Source organism: Pseudomonas sp. BNK-7 (assembly GCF_048072025.1).
GTDB classification, from domain to species: Bacteria; Pseudomonadota; Gammaproteobacteria; order Pseudomonadales; family Pseudomonadaceae; genus Aquipseudomonas; species Aquipseudomonas danubii.
This window is the reverse complement of record NZ_CP182252.1, coordinates 1,452,737-1,469,574: the sequence shown is the minus strand read 5'-3', so window position 1 is coordinate 1,469,574 and position 16,838 is coordinate 1,452,737. Positions and strand designations below refer to the sequence as shown.

16 protein-coding genes are annotated in these 16,838 nt (G+C 62.5%); 9 read left to right on the top strand and 7 right to left on the bottom strand.

Features of this window, described 5'->3' with window-relative positions; translation table 11 throughout:
- The first annotated feature begins 148 nt into the window (after positions 1-148).
- Complete coding sequence (locus ACMGF8_RS06895) at positions 149-1,576, top strand: MFS transporter (RefSeq protein WP_416759101.1); 1,428 nt, start codon at positions 149-151, stop codon at positions 1,574-1,576.
- Here ACMGF8_RS06895 and ACMGF8_RS06890 read toward each other — a convergent pair.
- Positions 1,570-2,652 (bottom strand): bifunctional transcriptional activator/DNA repair enzyme AdaA, encoded by a 1,083-nt coding sequence (locus tag ACMGF8_RS06890; protein WP_416759099.1) that lies wholly within the window; start codon positions 2,650-2,652, stop codon positions 1,570-1,572. The two genes, ACMGF8_RS06895 and ACMGF8_RS06890, sit on opposite strands and share 7 nt — an antisense overlap.
- A 371-nt stretch (positions 2,653-3,023) precedes the next feature.
- Between ACMGF8_RS06890 and glnL the strand changes: the two genes are divergently transcribed.
- The gene (gene glnL, locus ACMGF8_RS06885; RefSeq protein WP_102862743.1) at positions 3,024-4,115 is read left to right on the top strand and encodes a nitrogen regulation protein NR(II); all 1,092 of its coding nucleotides are present in this window, start codon (positions 3,024-3,026) and stop codon (positions 4,113-4,115) included.
- Complete coding sequence (ntrC, locus tag ACMGF8_RS06880) at positions 4,105-5,541, top strand: nitrogen regulation protein NR(I) (RefSeq protein WP_016963311.1); 1,437 nt, start codon at positions 4,105-4,107, stop codon at positions 5,539-5,541. Before glnL ends, ntrC begins: the two co-directional genes overlap by 11 nt.
- A gap of 614 nt (positions 5,542-6,155) precedes the next feature.
- Here the strand turns inward: ntrC and ACMGF8_RS06875 are convergent.
- Positions 6,156-6,596, bottom strand: coding sequence for a hypothetical protein (locus ACMGF8_RS06875; RefSeq protein ID WP_102862742.1), 441 nt, complete (start codon positions 6,594-6,596; stop codon positions 6,156-6,158).
- Between ACMGF8_RS06875 and trmL the strand changes: the two genes are divergently transcribed.
- The gene (trmL, locus tag ACMGF8_RS06870; RefSeq protein ID WP_016963309.1) at positions 6,595-7,050 is read left to right on the top strand and encodes a tRNA (uridine(34)/cytosine(34)/5-carboxymethylaminomethyluridine(34)-2'-O)-methyltransferase TrmL; all 456 of its coding nucleotides are present in this window, start codon (positions 6,595-6,597) and stop codon (positions 7,048-7,050) included. The genes ACMGF8_RS06875 and trmL overlap by 2 nt on opposite strands.
- A gap of 184 nt (positions 7,051-7,234) precedes the next feature.
- On the opposite strand, the gene secB is transcribed toward trmL, so the two are convergent.
- Genes secB through ACMGF8_RS06855 form a run of 3 tightly spaced genes read right to left on the bottom strand, consistent with a single transcriptional unit; the run spans position 7,235 to position 8,427 of the window.
- Positions 7,235-7,717: a protein-export chaperone SecB gene (gene secB / locus ACMGF8_RS06865; RefSeq protein WP_016963308.1), complete on the bottom strand. Its 483-nt coding sequence runs from the start codon at positions 7,715-7,717 to the stop codon at positions 7,235-7,237.
- Positions 7,718-7,759: 42 nt separating this feature from the next.
- Positions 7,760-8,014: a glutaredoxin 3 gene (gene grxC, locus ACMGF8_RS06860; protein ID WP_102882126.1), complete on the bottom strand. Its 255-nt coding sequence runs from the start codon at positions 8,012-8,014 to the stop codon at positions 7,760-7,762.
- On the bottom strand, positions 8,014-8,427 hold the full coding sequence (locus tag ACMGF8_RS06855; protein ID WP_102862740.1) for a rhodanese-like domain-containing protein: 414 nt from the start codon (positions 8,425-8,427) through the stop codon (positions 8,014-8,016). Before ACMGF8_RS06855 ends, grxC begins: the two co-directional genes overlap by 1 nt.
- 165 nt (positions 8,428-8,592) lie before the next feature.
- On the opposite strand from ACMGF8_RS06855, the gene gpmI reads away from it, so the two are divergent.
- The 5 genes from gpmI to ACMGF8_RS06830 all read left to right on the top strand — a co-directional run bounded on the left by gpmI (position 8,593) and on the right by ACMGF8_RS06830 (position 15,162).
- A complete protein-coding gene (gpmI, locus tag ACMGF8_RS06850) occupies positions 8,593-10,128 on the top strand; it encodes a 2,3-bisphosphoglycerate-independent phosphoglycerate mutase (protein ID WP_102862739.1) in 1,536 nt (511 codons plus the stop codon).
- Positions 10,129-10,313: 185 nt separating this feature from the next.
- Positions 10,314-11,234: a DUF1460 domain-containing protein gene (locus ACMGF8_RS06845; protein ID WP_207166940.1), complete on the top strand. Its 921-nt coding sequence runs from the start codon at positions 10,314-10,316 to the stop codon at positions 11,232-11,234.
- Between the two features lie 220 nt (positions 11,235-11,454).
- A complete protein-coding gene (locus ACMGF8_RS06840; protein WP_102862737.1) occupies positions 11,455-12,741 on the top strand; it encodes a murein hydrolase activator EnvC family protein in 1,287 nt (428 codons plus the stop codon).
- A 31-nt stretch (positions 12,742-12,772) separates the two neighbouring features.
- Positions 12,773-14,083, top strand: a complete 1,311-nt coding sequence (locus ACMGF8_RS06835; RefSeq protein WP_102862736.1) for a S41 family peptidase — start codon at positions 12,773-12,775, stop codon at positions 14,081-14,083.
- A 272-nt stretch (positions 14,084-14,355) separates the two neighbouring features.
- Entirely contained in the window at positions 14,356-15,162 is an 807-nt protein-coding gene (locus ACMGF8_RS06830; RefSeq protein ID WP_102862735.1) for a divergent polysaccharide deacetylase family protein, read from the top strand.
- Between the two features lie 84 nt (positions 15,163-15,246).
- Here the strand turns inward: ACMGF8_RS06830 and ACMGF8_RS06825 are convergent, their stop codons facing one another.
- Together ACMGF8_RS06825 and hisF are read right to left on the bottom strand one after the other, a co-directional pair.
- Entirely contained in the window at positions 15,247-16,002 is a 756-nt protein-coding gene (locus tag ACMGF8_RS06825) for a substrate-binding periplasmic protein (protein ID WP_207815529.1), read from the bottom strand.
- A 63-nt stretch (positions 16,003-16,065) separates the two neighbouring features.
- Positions 16,066-16,836, bottom strand: a complete 771-nt coding sequence (hisF, locus tag ACMGF8_RS06820; RefSeq protein ID WP_015633827.1) for an imidazole glycerol phosphate synthase subunit HisF — start codon at positions 16,834-16,836, stop codon at positions 16,066-16,068.
- Between the last annotated feature and the right edge of the window lie 2 nt (positions 16,837-16,838).

The window sequence follows — 16,838 nt, the reverse complement described above, 5'->3', positions numbered from 1 at the left end:
GCGGCGATACGAAATCACGTATCAAACCATAAGATTTAATCATTATATTTTTCGATTCCTGCCTGTATAGGCTCCCAGCGGTCGGGTCTTGCATGAAGCCCACGCGCCCTGCACGGGTGCCCATAACAATAACAAGCAGGAGTTGCACATGACCGCCGCCCTGGAAGCTGCCGCCCACAAGAAAGCCCGCAAGGCGGGCATCGCCTCGTTCATCGGCACCACCATCGAGTGGTATGACTTCTACGCCTACGGAATCGCCGCCGCCCTGGTGTTCGGCAAAGTCTTCTTCCCCGCCGACCTGCCCCCGGGCACCGCTACCCTGTTGTCCTTCCTGACCCTGTGGGCCGGTTTTGTCGCACGCCCCATCGGCGGCATCATCTTCGGCCACATGGGCGACAAGATCGGCCGCAAGACCACCCTGGTGATCACCCTGATCATGATGGGCGTGGCCACCACCTGCATCGGCCTGCTACCCAGCTACCTGCAGATCGGCATCTGGGCGCCGATTGCCCTGGTGACCTTGCGCATCATCCAGGGCATCGCGGTGGGCGGCGAATGGGGCGGGGCGATCCTGATCGCCAGCGAGAGTGCGCCCAAGGGCAAGGGCATTCTCTATGCCGCCTTTGCCCAGCAGGGCTCACCGGCTGGCAACCTGCTGGCAACCCTGGTGTTCTTCGGCCTCAGCGCCCTGCCCGCGCCGGACTTCCTGCTCTGGGGCTGGCGCATTCCATTCCTGCTCTCGGCGCTGCTGGTGATCGTCGGCATGGTCATTCGCCTCAAGCTTGAAGAATCCGATGACATGCAGCGCCTGATCGCGCAGAAGAAGACCGTCAAGCTGCCGATTCTCGAAGTGCTGCGCAGCCACTGGCGCCTGGTGCTGCTGGGCGCCGGGGTGCTGCCGATCATCCACGTCACCTACTTCAAGAGCACCTTTGCCCTGTCCTGGGCCACCAGGGAGCTGGGCTACACCCAGAGCAGTTTTCTCAGCGTGATCGTCATTGCCCTGGTGGTGCAGTTCATCACCCAGCCCCTGGGGGCGGTGCTGGTGTCACGCATCGACATGCGCAAGGCCATGGTGCTGATGGTGGTGCCGGAGTTGCTGCTGATGCCGGCGATGTTCTTCGCCGTGGAAACCGGCAGCTACTGGATCGCCGTGCTCGGCATGTGCCTGGCCACGGTGCCGCATTCGATGTTCTATGGCGCGGTGGGCGGTATCCTGGCCCGGGCCTTTCCAACCCGGGTGCGCTACAGCGGGCTGTCGATTTCCTATCAGCTGTGTTCACTGCTGGTGGGCGGCGCCACCCCGGTGCTGGCGCAAAGCATCCTCAATGGCACCGGCAGCATCATCGGCGTGGCCATCGCCTCGGCCTGCTACGCCCTGGTTTCGCTGCTGTGCATGCTGACGCTGCTCAAGCGCATCGGTCACAACGCTGCCGAGTTGTCCACAGCGGAGCAGGCGGATGCCGATGAACTGGCGCGCCAGACAGAGAACCAAAAACCGCCGCAAGGGCCTGTGGATAACCTTGCGCAAACCCGCCCGGGAACTTCAGGCAAGCCTCTACAGCCCGCTCACTGAATCGCCCCGGGGCTTGCCATGCGGCGCTCGTGCTCCAGCAGCCAGCGCTTGCGCCACAGTCCGCCGCCGTAGCCGGTCAGCGCGCCATCGCTACCAATGACCCGGTGACAGGCGATGACGATGGCGATCTGATTGGCGCCGTTGGCCCGGGCCACGGCACGCACCGCTGACGGCGAGCCGATCCGGCTCGCCACTTCGGCATAACTGCAGGTACTGCCCAGAGGGATGGCGCGCAAGGCCTGCCACACCGTTCGGGTAAAGGGCGAGGCGTTCATCGCCAGGGGGGTGTGGAAACCGTCGGCTTCTCCGGCAAAGTAACGCTGCAACTCGGCCTCGATTTGATCGATAGGGGCGAAACGTCCGAACCCTATGCTGGAGCCGCTGCTCTTTTGCAGGTTTTGCAGCTCATTGGCCAGGGCCGGACGATCGAAAAACTCCAGCAGATGCAGGACCTGGGCGTCAGCCACCGCCAGCATCACGCCGATGGGGGTCTGCAGCCAGTCCACCTTGAGCAGCTCGCGCCCCCGCAGGTTCGACGGCGGCTGGCCGGCCAGGCGGGCAAAGGCACGGCGAAAGCCACTATCGGAGTCAAAGCCGGCGCTGATCTGCGCCTCGATCACCGACTCACCACAGGACAGCTGCTGCATGCCTTGGCCCATGCGTCGCAGGCGGGCCATTTCCAGGAAGGTCACCCCAAAGTAGCGCTTGAACGCGCGACGCACGGTGGACGGGTCCAGGCCCTGGCCGCTCAGGTCGTCTTCGTACCAGCGGCGTTCGGGATCGCTTTGCAACTGATCCAGCAGGGTTTGCACCCAGGGCTCCTGCACTCCGGCCCGCTCCAGGGGGCGACAACGCAGACAGGCGCGGAATCCCGCTTCGACGCAGCCCTTGATGGAGCTGAAAAACACCGTGTTCTCACGCTTGGGCTTGCGCGCGGCACAGGTCAGGCGACAGAACACACCGGTACTTTTCACCCCGACAAAGGCAAAGCCTTCATAGGCCGGGTCGCGATCCAGAAGGGCCTGGTAAAGGGTGTCGTCATCGGGGAGCTGGAACAGCAGAGGGACGTTTTCCATGGCCGCATCCTAAACCTTGAAGCATGGGGTTCGAGCACTTTAAACCCGCTCCCTGACAGCGACCGCTGAAAAACGGGCGTTGATTCCCACACCGTCGAGCACCACGCAAGCACCATGCAGATTCATGCACTATATTGGTGCAACAGGTTGCACCCGGAGACCATTCACAGCCCATTTTGGTTCGAAAATACCCGCCTGGGCTGGCAAAGCGCCACGCAATCGAGCTTCAAACGGCTGTTTCAGGGCTTGGACGCTTCTTTTCGGAGCCTTGGTTTGGTTTTTGCATTTTCTCCACATCAGCGCCTTACCCGCGCGCGCAATTCGGGACCGGCCCCGGATTGTCTTGCTTCAAAAGAGGTCACCACTTACCCATGACCATCAGCGACCCACTGCACCGTCTGCTTCTGGACAACCTGACCACCGCCACCATCCTGCTCAACGCCGACCTGCGCCTTGAGTACATGAACCCGGCGGCGGAGATGCTCCTGGCCATCAGCGGCCAGCGCAGCCATGGGCAATTCATCAGCGAGCTGTTCACCGAATCCGCCGAGGCCCTGAGCTCCCTGCGCCAGGCGGTGGAACAGGCGCACCCCTTCACCAAGCGCGAGGCCATGCTCACCGCCCTGACTGGCCAGACCCTGACCGTCGACTACGCGGTGACGCCGATCCTCAGCAATGGCGATACCTTGCTGCTGCTGGAGGTCCACCCCCGCGACCGGCTGCTGCGCATCACCAAGGAAGAGGCCCAGCTGTCCAAGCAGGAAACCAGCAAGATGCTGGTGCGCGGCCTGGCCCACGAGATCAAGAACCCCTTGGGAGGGATTCGCGGCGCCGCACAATTGCTGGCCCGGGAGCTGCCCGAGGAAAGCCTCAAGGACTACACCAACGTCATCATCGAAGAGGCCGACCGCCTGCGGAACCTGGTGGACCGCATGCTGGGCTCGAACAAGCTGCCGTCCCTGGCGCTGACCAACATCCATGAAGTGCTGGAGCGGGTCAGCAGCCTGGTGGAAGCCGAAAGCCAGGGCTGCATCACCCTGGTACGCGATTACGACCCGAGCATTCCCGACGTCTTGATCGACCGCGAGCAGATGATCCAGGCGGTGCTCAACATCGTGCGCAACGCCATGCAAGCCATCAGCAGCCAGAACGAAATGCGCCTGGGGCGCATCACCCTGCGCAGCCGCACCATGCGCCAGTTCACCATCGGCCATGTGCGCCATCGCCTGGTGACCAAGATCGAGATCATCGACAACGGCCCGGGCATCCCTGCCGAGCTGCAGGACACCCTCTTCTTCCCTATGGTCAGCGGCCGCCCGGACGGCACCGGGCTGGGCCTGGCCATTACCCAGAACATCATCAGCCAGCACCAGGGCCTGATCGAATGTGACAGCCATCCCGGCCACACCACCTTCTCGATCTTTCTGCCTCTGGAACAAGGAGCCCATCGACATGAGCCGTAGTGAAACCGTGTGGATCGTCGATGACGACCGTTCTATCCGTTGGGTCCTGGAGAAAGCCTTGCAACAAGAAGGCATGACCACCCAGAGCTTCGACAGCGCCGACGGGGTGATGAGTCGCCTGGCACGCCAGCAGCCAGACGTGATCATCTCCGACATCCGTATGCCCGGTGCCAGCGGCCTCGACCTGCTGGCGCGGATTCGCGAGCTGCACCCGCGCCTGCCGGTGATCATCATGACCGCGCATTCGGACCTGGACAGCGCTGTCGCCTCCTACCAGGGCGGGGCCTTCGAGTACCTGCCCAAGCCGTTTGACGTGGATGAGGCGGTGTCCCTGGTCAAGCGCGCCAACCAGCATGCCCAGGAGCAGCAGGGCCTGGAAGTGGCCCCGACCCTGGCCCGCACCCCGGAGATCATCGGCGAAGCGCCGGCGATGCAGGAGGTGTTCCGCGCCATCGGGCGCCTGAGTCACTCCAACATCACGGTGTTGATCAACGGCGAGTCCGGCACCGGCAAGGAACTGGTGGCCCACGCCCTGCATCGTCACAGCCCGCGGGCGGCTTCGCCGTTCATCGCCCTGAACATGGCGGCTATCCCTAAGGACCTGATGGAGTCCGAGCTGTTCGGCCATGAAAAAGGCGCCTTCACCGGCGCTGCCAACCTGCGCCGTGGACGTTTCGAGCAAGCCGATGGCGGCACCCTGTTCCTCGACGAAATCGGCGATATGCCGGCCGACACCCAGACTCGTCTGCTGCGGGTTCTGGCCGATGGCGAGTTCTACCGGGTCGGTGGCCACACGCCGGTCAAGGTCGATGTACGGATCATCGCCGCCACCCACCAGAACCTGGAAACCCTGGTGCACGCCGGCAAGTTTCGTGAGGACCTGTTCCACCGCCTCAACGTGATCCGCATCCATATTCCGCGCCTGTCGGACCGTCGCGAAGACATCCCGACCCTGGCCAAGCACTTCCTCAGCCGCGCCGCCCAGGAACTGGCGGTGGAACCCAAGCTGCTGAAGAACGAAACCGAGGAATACCTGAAGAACCTGCCGTGGCCGGGCAACGTGCGCCAGCTGGAGAACACCTGCCGCTGGATCACTGTCATGGCGTCGGGGCGCGAGGTGCACATCAGCGACCTGCCGCCGGAGCTGTTGAGCCTGCCCCAGGATTCGGCGCCGGTGACCAACTGGGAACAGGCCCTGCGCCAGTGGGCCGATCAGGCCCTGGCCCGCGGCCAGTCGAGCCTTTTGGACAGCGCGGTGCCGAGTTTCGAGCGGATCATGATCGAAACCGCCCTCAAGCACACCGCCGGCCGCCGCCGCGACGCCGCCGTGCTGCTGGGCTGGGGCCGCAACACCCTGACCCGCAAGATCAAGGAGTTGGGGATGAAGGTGGACGGAGGCGACGAGGACGAAAGCGAGGAAGGCTGAGCCCTCCCCCCAACAACGAGGATGTGCGTGCACCAGGATGGGGTGCATGCACTGCCCGAAGGCGCGATGAACCGCAATCGAGCACAGCGCCATCATTCAAGGCCTGGCCTTCAAATCTGAAAATTATCCCTTCGAAAACGCAAAAGCCCCGGATTCCGGGGCTTTCGGCTTTTTGTCCAGGCAATTCATGCAGCACTAGCCAGAGTTGGCACGCCCCCTGCAATAACCCCATCACTACCCAGTTTAGGGGACCTTGGTACAGGCAGGCCGGGGATTCCCCTCTTTAATACCCGGCCCATCACGCTCACAGCGACGGGCCACGCTTTCGGGAACCTCGGTACAGGCAGGCCGGGAATTCCCTCTTTAGCACCGGGCTCATCACGCGCATCGCGACGAGCCCAAGGTTTCGGGAACCTCGGTACAGGCAGGCCGGGGCTTCCCTCTTTAACACCGGGCTCATCACGCTTTGAGCGACGCGCCCACAACCCTTTCGGGGACCCTGGTACAGGCAGGCCGGGAATCCCCTTCTTTACACCGGGACTCATCGCCCCCAAGGCGATCAGCCCCTCCCGCTTTTGGGGGCCTTGGTACAGGCAGGCCGGGGTTTCCCTCTTTTATTCCTCCCGCAGGTGGATCGCCAGGCGCCAGCGCCCCTCCACCTCGCTACCCGCCCAATCGCCCCGCAGCGGCCGGGCGGCCACCAGATTCAGCAGCAAGCCCCGGTCCGCCAGGCGCACCCGCCAGTTCACATTCTTCTGATTGACCTGTAGCTGACCGTTCTGCCCGCGCCCCTGGGCGTCGAACAGCAACGCCACGGCGCCGTCGATATGTTCGCCGTGAACCTTGGGCTCATGGTTGAACCACAGCACCAGGCCATCAGCGGCCACCTCGACCTGCTGCAACTCCACAGGATCGGGTTGGGTCAGGCGGCCAATCATCAGCCCCACCATCACCCCGACAATCGCCAGGGAGCCGAATACCTTCGGCATTAGCTTCGGTCGCGGGTCTTCTTCAGGCGTAGAATGCAGCCTGTCTTTCTCTTCGGAGCCGTGCATGTTTCACGTCATCCTCTTCCAACCAGAAATACCACCGAATACCGGCAACGTTATCAGGCTATGCGCCAACAGCGGCTGCCACCTGCATTTGATCGAGCCGCTGGGTTTCGAAATGGACGACAAGCGCCTGCGCCGTGCCGGCCTCGACTATCACGAATACGCCACCTTGCAACGCCACGCCGACCTGGCCAGTTGCCTGGAAAGCCTCGGCCATCCGCGCCTGTTCGCCTTCACCACCAAGGGCTCGCGGCCCTTCCATGACGCCAGCTTCAAGGAAGGCGACGCCTTCCTGTTCGGCCCGGAAAGCCGTGGCCTGCCGGCGGACGTACTGGACGCCCTGCCCGGCGAACAACGCCTGCGCTTGCCCATGCGCGAAGGCTGCCGCAGCCTGAACCTGTCCAACACCGTAGCCGTGGCCGTCTATGAAGGCTGGCGGCAACTGGGCTTCAAGTAACCATTCTCTGTAGCCGCTGCCGCAGGCTGCGACAAGGCCCGAAGGGCCTTCTTGCAGGCGCGATCACGGCGCCCACTTCGTGGTCGATTGCAGCCTGCGGCAGCGGTTACAGGGTTTGGACAGCTGACGCCCGAGCATGAAAAAAGCGCCGTTACAGGCGCTTTTTTCGTACCGCAACCCGTACTTACTGAACGGTGTTTTCGCCGGCGGACTGCAGGCGTTGCAGTTCCTGGGCGTACAGCGCGTCGAAGTTCACCGGAGCCAGCATCAGCGCCGGGAACGAACCACGGGTCACCAGGCTGTCCAGCGCTTCGCGAGCGTAAGGGAACAGGATGTTCGGGCAGAAGGCACCCAGGGTGTGGCTCATGGAAGCCTCGTCCAGGTTCTTGATCAGGAAGATGCCGGCTTGTTGCACTTCAGCGATGAAGGCCACTTCGTCGCCGTTCTTCACGGTCACGGACAGGGTCAGCACCACTTCGTGGAAGTCGGCTTCCAGAGCTTTCTGACGGGTGTTCAGGTCCAGGCCGACGCTTGGCTCCCACTGCTGGCGGAAGATGGCCGGGCTTTTCGGCGCTTCGAAGGACAGGTCACGCACATAGATGCGCTGCAGGGAGAATTGCGGTGCGCTTTCGTCTTCGGCAGCAGCCGTGTTCTGTTGGTCAGTCATCTCAGATCCTTCTTGATCTTGGGGTCTATAGGGTTAGGAATTTCAGGCCGCCAGCAGCGCGTCGAGCTTGCCGGCGCGCTCCAGGGCAAACAAATCATCACAACCACCTACATGGGTGGCACCGATCCAGATCTGCGGTACGGACGTGCGTCCGGCCTTCTGAGCCATATCGGCGCGCACCTGCGGCTTGCCATCGACCTTGATCTCTTCGAAGGCTACGCCTTTGCTCCCGAGCAGATGCTTGGCCCGCGAGCAATAAGGGCAGTAATCACTGGAGTAGACGATGACCTTGGGCATTACTTCACCAATGGCAGGTTGTCGGCTTTCCAGCTGGACACACCGCCAGACAGTTTGGCCGCGGTGAAACCGGACTTCAGCAGCTCACGGGCGTGGGTGCCGGCGTGCTGGCCTTGGGCGTCCACCAGGATGATGGTCTTGGCCTTGTGCTTCTCCAGCTCGCCGACGCGGGCGGCCAGCTTGTCCTGGGGAATGTTCAGCGCGCCGACGATGTGGCCAGCGGCGAAGTCCTTGGACGGACGGATATCGATCACTACGCCCTGCTCGCTGTTGACCAGCGCAGTCAGTTCACGGGTGCTGAGGCTGCGGCCACCGCGGCTCAATTCATGAGCGATCAACAGAGCCAGCAGGATGGCGAAGGCGCCGACGAGCAAGTAGTGTTCAGTGGCGAATTGAATCAGGTGAGCAACCATCTAAGGAGGTTCCAGGGCGTTAAAATGTCGGCCAGTATACACAGCCCTCAAGGTCGGCCAAACCCCGCCCGGCGGTGACGCCATTGGAACTTCGCTTTAAACTGCCACTCCGTTTTTCCACACCTCCTTTTTCAACACTTCCCTATCCAGCCACGAGTGGACGCCATGACTACCACGCCTAAACCTTTGGTCCTGATGATTCTGGATGGCTTCGGTCACAGCGAGAGCCACGAATCCAATGCCGTCTATGCGGCCAAGAAGCCAGTCCTGGACCGCTTGTGCGCCAGCATGCCCAACGGCCTGATCTCCGGTTCGGGCATGGACGTCGGCCTGCCGGACGGACAGATGGGCAACTCCGAAGTCGGCCACATGAACCTGGGCGCCGGTCGCGTGGTGTATCAGGACTTCACCCGGGTGACCAAGGCCATCCGTGACGGTGAGTTCTTCGAGAATCCGACCATTTGCGCGGCCGTGGACAAGGCAGTGGCCGCCGACAAGGCCGTACACATCCTCGGCCTGCTGTCGGACGGCGGCGTGCACAGCCATCAGGACCACCTGATCGCCATGGCCGAACTGGCCTTCAAGCGCGGCGCCGAGAAGATCTACCTGCACGCCTTCCTCGATGGTCGCGACACCCCGCCAAAAAGCGCCCAGTCGTCCATCGAACTGCTGGACGAGACCTTCAAGACCCTGGGCAAGGGCCGCATCGCCAGCCTGATCGGCCGTTACTTCGCCATGGACCGCGACAATCGCTGGGACCGCGTGGCCCAGGCCTACAACCTGATCGTCGACGGCCAGGGGCAGTTCAACGCCGCCACCGCCCAGGAAGGCCTGCAAGCGGCCTACGCCCGTGAAGAGAGCGACGAGTTCGTCAAGGCCACCACCATCGGCGAGCCGGTCAAGGTCGAAGACGGCGATGCCGTGGTGTTCATGAACTTCCGCGCCGACCGGGCTCGCGAGCTGACCCGGGTCTTCGTCGAGGACGACTTCAAGGACTTCGAGCGCGCGCGCCAGCCCAAGCTGGCCGGCTTCGTCATGCTCACCCAGTACGCCGCCAGCATCCCCGCGCCGGCGGCCTTCGCTCCGGGCAGCCTGGAAAACGTACTGGGCGACTATTTGGCGAAAAACGGCAAGACCCAGCTGCGCATCGCCGAAACCGAAAAATACGCCCATGTGACCTTCTTCTTCTCCGGCGGCCGTGAAGAGCCGTTCCCGGGTGAAGAACGCATCCTGATCCCGTCGCCGAAAGTCGCCACCTACGACCTGCAGCCAGAGATGAGCGCTCCGGAAGTCACCGACAAGATCGTCGATGCCATCGAGCACCAGCGCTACGACGTGATCATCGTCAACTACGCCAACGGCGACATGGTCGGCCACAGCGGTGTGTTCGCCGCTGCGGTGAAAGCAGTGGAATGCCTGGACCTGTGTGTCGGGCGCATCGTCGATGCCCTGGAAAAGGTCGGCGGCGAAGCCTTGATCACCGCCGACCACGGCAACGTCGAGCAAATGTCCGACGAGTCCACCGGCCAGGCCCACACCGCTCACACCACCGAGCCGGTGCCTTTCATCTATGTGGGCAAGCGTGCGCTGAAAGTCCGTGAAGGCGGGGTCCTGGCGGACGTGGCGCCCACCATGCTCAAACTGCTGGGCCTGGCGCAGCCTGAAGAGATGACCGGCAAGTCGATACTGCTGGACGCCTGAAACTGAAGCTGGCTGTTTCCTGCACAAACGCCCGATACGCCGTATCGGGCGTTTGCGTATCAGCAGCAGCCTTTGCCTCGCAGCCTCTCCAACTGATGAGCGCACCCAGGCAGCACCACCCGCAGCACTGCCGCACAAACAGTAATAATTATCAGTTACGATTGTGCGGTATCTGGAGAAAGCGAATGAACAAGACCACTGTATTTTTTTTAGCCTCCGTTCTTGCAGGTTGCGCCAGCCCCGCTCCTGTTGAACACAAACACACAGCTGAAATGGCTGCGTTCGAAGATCAGCGCCCCTCGGTAGAAATGGACAGCTACACCGCCGAGAAACTGCACGCCCTGCTCAAGGTTCGCCAACAGGCCGGGGCGCAAAGCACGGGCCAGCTGAGCGAGCAGATTTCACGGGCGTTCATGCACACGCCTTACGCAGCGAACATGTTGCAGGGCTCGGCGACCCTGGCAGAGAAGCTGGTCGTCGACTTCAGGGGCCTGGATTGCTTCACCTACCTGGATTACGTCGAGGCCCTGCGAAAATCCACCGATCAGGACAGCTTCATCAAGAACCTCATCCAGACCCGCTATACCGGCGACGGCGTGCACTATGCAGACCGCCGGCACTTCTTCACGGACTGGGCGCATGCCGGGCAACCGCTGACCGAAGACCTGACTGCGCAGTTGAGCGCGGATGCGGTGACCGTGACTAAACACCTCAACCAAAAGGCCAACGGGGACCTGTACCTGCCAGGCCTGCCCCTGGTCGACCGCGACATTACCTACATACCCAGCACGTCGATTGACGAGCAGGTGCTCAGCCGCCTGCAGACTGGCGACTACATTGGCATCTACACCCATCTTGCGGGCCTGGACGTCACCCATACCGGGCTCTTCATCAACACCGCCAACGGCCCCGTGCTGCGCAATGCATCGTCCAAGAAGAGGCAACGTGAGGTCATGGATTCACCCTTCATGGAATACGTGCAGAACATCCCGGGCATCGTGGTGTTGCGAACCCGACAAGACGGCCAGGCTTTCACACCGCAATCGGCGCCGGAAATCGACGCGCAATCAGCACGGCAACCCAGCCAGGCGCTCACCCACGGCTGATTGCCAACGGCGATCAGCCGCCAGCCACGCCAGCGAACGGGCCTTGCTTGATCGGGGTTTGCGGCAATAATCACCTGCACCCTGATAGCAAATGGCCCAATAACCGCCCGGAAACGGCTTTTTATGACGAACGCCGCAAAGCAGTTGGCTTTGAGGCGTTTTTTTTGCAGCGATGGGCGGGCATACTAGACCGTCCCTTTCCCTGGTGTCGCCCGCCTCTATGCTTCGCGCCCTGATTGCCCTTGCTCTGATCTGCCTGCTCCAACCGGCTTTTGCCGATGAGCGCGCGCAAACCCAACAACAGTTGGACGCCACGCGTCAGGACATTGCCGAGCTGAAAAAGCTGCTGGGCAAGCTGCAGGAAGAAAAGTCCGGGGTGCAGAAAGAACTGCGCGGCACCGAGACCGAGATGGGCAAGCTGGAGAAGCAGGTCGAAGCCCTGCAGAAAGAGCTGAAGAAAAGCGAATCCGAGCTGCAGCGACTCGATGAGGAGAAAAAAAAACTCCAGAGCGCGCGCACTGAACAGCAACGACTGATCGCCATCCAGGCCCGCGCGGCCTACCAGAACGGGCGCCAGGAATACCTCAAGCTGCTGCTCAACCAGCAGAATCCGGAAAAATTCGCCCGCACCCTGACCTATTACGACTACCTGAGCCAGGCGCGCCTGGAGCAACTGAAGAATTTCAACGAGACCCTGCGTCAGCTGGCCAATGTGGAAAAGGACATTTCCCTGCAACAGGCCCAGTTGCTGGTGCAGAAGAGCAGCCTCGACAGCCAGCGTGAAGAACTCGACAAAGTGCGCAAGGAGCGCCAGCTGGCCCTGGCCAAGCTGAACAACGACGTGAAGGCCCGGGACGACAAGCTCAAGGCCCGCGAACAGGACCAGGCCGACCTGGCCAAAGTCCTGAAAACCATTGAAGAAACCCTGGCTCGCCAGGCCCGCGAGGCAGAAGAGGCGCGTCAGAAAGCGCTGATCGCCCAGCAGGAAGCCGAAAAAAAGCGTTTACGTGAGGCCCAGGCCGACGCCAGCGATGCCCCGCGCAAGCCCGTCAGATCAAGCCCGGGCGCCTTGGTTTCCAGCGCCGGCCCTTCCTTCGGCGGTGCATTTGCTGCAGCCCGGGGAAAACTTCCATGGCCAGTTGATGGTCGACTGCTGGCACGCTTTGGTGAAACCCGTGGCGACGACTCCCGTTCCAAGTGGGACGGGGTGATGATCAGCGCCGCCGCTGGCAGCCAGGTACACGCCGTACATGGTGGCCGGGTAGTGTTCGCCGACTGGCTGCGCGGCGCCGGGCTGCTGGTGATCCTCGATCATGGCAACGGTTACCTGAGTCTCTACGGACATAACCAGACACTGCTCAAAGAAGCCGGTGATGTGGTCAAGGCCGGAGAGTCCATCTCCACAGTGGGCAATAGTGGCGGACAGGACACTCCTGCGCTGTACTTTGCAATTCGTCAGCAGGGCCGCCCCAGCGACCCGGCACAGTGGTGCCACGCGCAAGGATAAGCGCTGCATCTAAATTAGGAGTTCGTTCGACATGCTGCATTTGTCCCGCCTTACCTCGCTGGCCCTGACGATCGCCCTGGTGATCGGAGCGCCTCTGGCGTTTGCCGCCGAAACCGCTCAATCGGCGACCGCCGCGACCACCAAGGCACCTTTGCCGCTGGAAGAACTGCGCACCTTTGCCGAGGTCATGGACCGGATCAAGGCGGCCTACGTCGAACCCGTGGATGACAAGACCCTGCTGGAGAATGCCATCAAGGGCATGCTCAGCAACCTCGACCCGCACTCGGCCTACCTGGGGCCGGAAGACTTCGCCGAACTGCAGGAAAGCACCAGTGGCGAATTCGGCGGCCTGGGCATCGAAGTCGGCGCCGAAGACGGCTTCATCAAAGTGGTCTCGCCCATCGACGACACTCCAGCGTCCAAGGCAGGCATTCAGGCCGGCGACCTGATCGTCAAGATCAACGGCCAGCCGACCCGTGGCCAGACCATGACCGAAGCCGTGGACAAGATGCGCGGCAAGATCGGCCAGAAAATCACCCTGACCCTGGTGCGCGACGGCGGCACGCCGTTCGACGTGACCCTGGCCCGCGCCACCATCCAGGTGAAGAGCGTGAAGAGCCAGTTGCTGGAGTCGGGCTACGGCTACATCCGCATCACCCAGTTCCAGGTCAAGACCGGCGAGGAAGTCTCCAAGGCCCTGGCCAAGCTGCGCAAGGACAACGGCAAGAAGCTCAACGGCATCATCCTCGACCTGCGCAACAACCCGGGCGGCGTGCTGCAGGCGGCGGTGGAAGTGGTCGACCACTTCATCACCAAGGGCCTGATCGTCTACACCAAGGGCCGCATCGCCAACTCCGAGCTGCGCTTCTCCGCCACCGGCAAGGACGAAAGCGAAGCCGTGCCGATGGTGGTGCTGATCAACGGCGGCAGCGCCTCGGCATCGGAAATCGTCGCCGGCGCCTTGCAGGACCAGAAACGCGCGGTGCTGATGGGCACCACCAGCTTCGGTAAAGGCTCGGTGCAGACCGTGCTGCCGCTGAACAACGATCGCGCGCTGAAGATCACCACCGCCTTGTACTTCACCCCCAACGGCCGCTCGATCCAGGCCCAGGGCATCGTTCCGGACATCGAAGTGCGCCGCGCCAAGATCACCAGCGAAGCCCAGGACAGCGAGTACTTCAAGGAAGCCGACCTGCAGGGCCACCTGGGCAACGGCAACGGTGGTGCCGACAAGCCGAGCGGCTCGTCGAGCAAGGCCAAGCCAATGCCGCAGGATGACGACTACCAACTGGCCCAGGCCCTGAGCCTGCTCAAAGGGCTGAGCATCACTCGCGGCAAGTGATTGAACCCTTCGCCGGTAAACCGGCTCCTACACAGGCTGTGTGAAAACGTTGCGAGTGAAGGCAAGACAAGGCAAAAACAGGCGAGGAACGGCCGGGGTCGCGTTCGACTTTAGGGGCCTAAATGAGCATTCCGAGCCTGTTTTTAACGCAGTATTGCCAAACTCAGTAGTTTTCACACAGCCTGTACAGGAGCCGGTTTGCGTAGGAGCTGGCTTGCCAGCGAAGCGCCCGCCAGGGCGCCCATCCCCCTGAAGGCCTGATCAATATCCCCATGATTTCCCGCCGCTTACCCCTGTTACGCTCGCTCCGCGCCCCGCTGCTCAGCCTGCTGTGCATCATGCCCCTAACCACCCAAGCCGCCGAACCCACCGCCAGCGCGCCCAAGGCCTACCTGAGCCTGATCATCGACGACCTCGGCCAGAACCTGCCCCGTGACCGCCGCGTACTGGCCCTGCCCGGCCCGGTCACCACGGCGATCATGCCCGACACGCCCCACGCTGCCGAATTCGCCCGTGAGGCCCATCGCGCCGGCAAGATCGTCATCCTGCACATGCCCATGGACCCGGCCACCGGCCCCTTCGCCTGGCACCCCGAGCTGCCCATCGAAGAGCTGCAAAAACGCCTGGACGCCGCCTTCCAAGCCGTGCCCTACACCAGCGGCATCAACAACCACATGGGCAGCCGCATGACCGCCCAGCCCCAGGCCATGGCCTGGCTGATGGCCGACTTGCAGCGCCGCCACAAATTCTTCGTCGACAGCCGCACCAGCGCCCAGACGGTCGCCGCCGCACAAGCGCAGAAGATCGGTCTGGCCAGTGTTTCCCGGGATGTGTTCCTGGATGACGAGCGCACCGAGGCGGCAATTGCCCAGCAGTTGCAGACGGCGATCAAGCTGGCGCGCAAACAGGGTTCGGCGGTGATGATCGGCCACCCTTATCCCCAGACCCTGGCCGTGCTCGAACGCGAACTGCCCAAGCTCAAGGCCCAGGGCATCGAATGGATCGATATCAAGTCGATGATCAGTCTGCGCAGCAACGAAGCCATGGCCGGGCATGGCAAGAACGGCAAGTACAGATAGGGCGGCGGCAAGCCTCAAGCTGCAAGCCAAAGCGCCGCCGACCTGCTGTTACTTGTAGCTTGCCGCTTGCAACTTGCCGCTGATCTAGAGATAGCGCGCCATGATCTCCTCCACCATCCCCTCTTTGCGCATCTGCTCCAGGGCAGCCTGAAGCTTGGCCACCACCTCATCAGGCACGTCCTTGTTCAGGGCCAGGTACAGCTCGGCGCTATTGAAGCGCAGCACGGTCTTGAGACCGGTGATGCCTGCCTGCTTGGCCAGGTAACGTCCGGCCGGGTCGCCGGTGGCCCAGAGGTCGATCTGACCCGCCAACAGCTTCTTGGCATTGTCCTGGTCGCGCAGCACCACTTGGGGTGCCAGGCCCTGCTTGGTCAGCGTCTCGGCAATGGCATCGCCCTTGTAGGCGCCAATCTTGTATTTGCGCGCCTGCTCCAGGGATTCGAGGGTGATCTTGCTGCCGGCCTTGGCCAGCATGATCCAGTCATCCGGACCGATGGGGCCGACCCACTTGAACAGCCGTTCGCGGTCCGGCAGGCGCGCCATGACGAACACGCCATAGCCGGGTTGCTCCAGGGCCATCTTGTAGATGCGTTCCCAGGGGAAGCGCAGGGTCAGGCTGTAATTGACCCCGGCACGCTTGAACATTTCGCGGACGATATCCACGGCAATACCGTCGATATTCTCGCCTTGAGCGAAGTTCTTGCCGTTCCTGGCCATGTTGTAGGGGGGGAAGTTTTCCGTCAGCAGCACCAGGGAGGTGTCGGCGGTTTCAGCGGCGCGGGCCAAGCTGCCAAGGAGCAGAGAAGCGCTGGCGACAACCACGAGAAGACGTTTGAACATGACGGGATACCAGAATCCATGGCGTGCCCAAGAGTGCCGCGAGCACGCCATGCTGTCCAGTGGCTATCGCACAACAATCCCGCGCTGAGCCATATAGGCCTTGGCCTCGGGAACCGTGTATTCACCGAAGTGGAAGATGCTCGCCGCCAGCACCGCGCTGGCGTGACCTTCGATGATGCCGTCGGCCAGATGCTGGAGGTTGCCAACGCCGCCGGAAGCGATCACCGGAATCCCCAGGGCATCGCTGATGGCCCGGGTCACGCCCAGGTCGAAGCCGTTTTTCATGCCGTCCTGATCCATGCTGGTCAGGAGGATTTCGCCAGCACCCAGGCCTTCCATCTTCTTCGCCCACTCCACCGCATCCAGCCCGGTGGGCTTGCGTCCGCCATGGGTGAAGATTTCCCAGCGCGGGGTTTCGCCCGGACCGGAGACCTTCTTCGCATCGATGGCGACCACGATGCACTGGGAGCCGAAATGCTGCGCCGCTTCGCCGACGAACTCGGGGTTGAACACCGCCGCGGTGTTGATCGAGACCTTGTCCGCGCCGGCATTGAGCAGGTTGCGGATGTCCTGCACGGTGCGCACGCCACCGCCTACGGTCAGCGGGATGAACACCTGGCTGGCCATGCGCTCAACGGTATGCAGGGTGGTATCGCGCCCATCGACGCTGGCGGTGATGTCGAGGAAGGTGATCTCGTCAGCGCCCTGCTCGTCGTAGCGACGAGCGATTTCCACCGGGTCACCAGCGTCACGGATGTTCTCGAACTTGACGCCCTTGACCACCCGTCCGTTATCCACGTCCAGGCAAGGGATGATGCGTTTGGCCAGTGCCATGG

What these genes read in the sequence shown, in the direction of transcription:
- ACMGF8_RS06875 (WP_102862742.1), bottom strand. Translation starts at nt 6,596, where the DNA reads ATGCACGGCTCCGAAGAGAAAGACAGGCTGCATTCTACGCCTGAAGAA.
- ACMGF8_RS06855 (WP_102862740.1), bottom strand. Translation starts at nt 8,427, where the DNA reads ATGGTTGCTCACCTGATTCAATTCGCCACTGAACACTACTTGCTCGTC.
- grxC (WP_102882126.1), bottom strand. Translation starts at nt 8,014, where the DNA reads ATGCCCAAGGTCATCGTCTACTCCAGTGATTACTGCCCTTATTGCTCG.
- ACMGF8_RS06840 (WP_102862737.1), top strand. Translation starts at nt 11,455, where the DNA reads ATGCTTCGCGCCCTGATTGCCCTTGCTCTGATCTGCCTGCTCCAACCG.
- trmL (WP_016963309.1), top strand. Translation starts at nt 6,595, where the DNA reads ATGTTTCACGTCATCCTCTTCCAACCAGAAATACCACCGAATACCGGC.
- ACMGF8_RS06845 (WP_207166940.1), top strand. Translation starts at nt 10,314, where the DNA reads ATGAACAAGACCACTGTATTTTTTTTAGCCTCCGTTCTTGCAGGTTGC.
- ACMGF8_RS06835 (WP_102862736.1), top strand. Translation starts at nt 12,773, where the DNA reads ATGCTGCATTTGTCCCGCCTTACCTCGCTGGCCCTGACGATCGCCCTG.
- secB (WP_016963308.1), bottom strand. Translation starts at nt 7,717, where the DNA reads ATGACTGACCAACAGAACACGGCTGCTGCCGAAGACGAAAGCGCACCG.
- ACMGF8_RS06895 (WP_416759101.1), top strand. Translation starts at nt 149, where the DNA reads ATGACCGCCGCCCTGGAAGCTGCCGCCCACAAGAAAGCCCGCAAGGCG.
- hisF (WP_015633827.1), bottom strand. Translation starts at nt 16,836, where the DNA reads ATGGCACTGGCCAAACGCATCATCCCTTGCCTGGACGTGGATAACGGA.
- ACMGF8_RS06825 (WP_207815529.1), bottom strand. Translation starts at nt 16,002, where the DNA reads ATGTTCAAACGTCTTCTCGTGGTTGTCGCCAGCGCTTCTCTGCTCCTT.
- glnL (WP_102862743.1), top strand. Translation starts at nt 3,024, where the DNA reads ATGACCATCAGCGACCCACTGCACCGTCTGCTTCTGGACAACCTGACC.
- ntrC (WP_016963311.1), top strand. Translation starts at nt 4,105, where the DNA reads ATGAGCCGTAGTGAAACCGTGTGGATCGTCGATGACGACCGTTCTATC.
- gpmI (WP_102862739.1), top strand. Translation starts at nt 8,593, where the DNA reads ATGACTACCACGCCTAAACCTTTGGTCCTGATGATTCTGGATGGCTTC.
- ACMGF8_RS06830 (WP_102862735.1), top strand. Translation starts at nt 14,356, where the DNA reads ATGATTTCCCGCCGCTTACCCCTGTTACGCTCGCTCCGCGCCCCGCTG.
- ACMGF8_RS06890 (WP_416759099.1), bottom strand. Translation starts at nt 2,652, where the DNA reads ATGGAAAACGTCCCTCTGCTGTTCCAGCTCCCCGATGACGACACCCTT.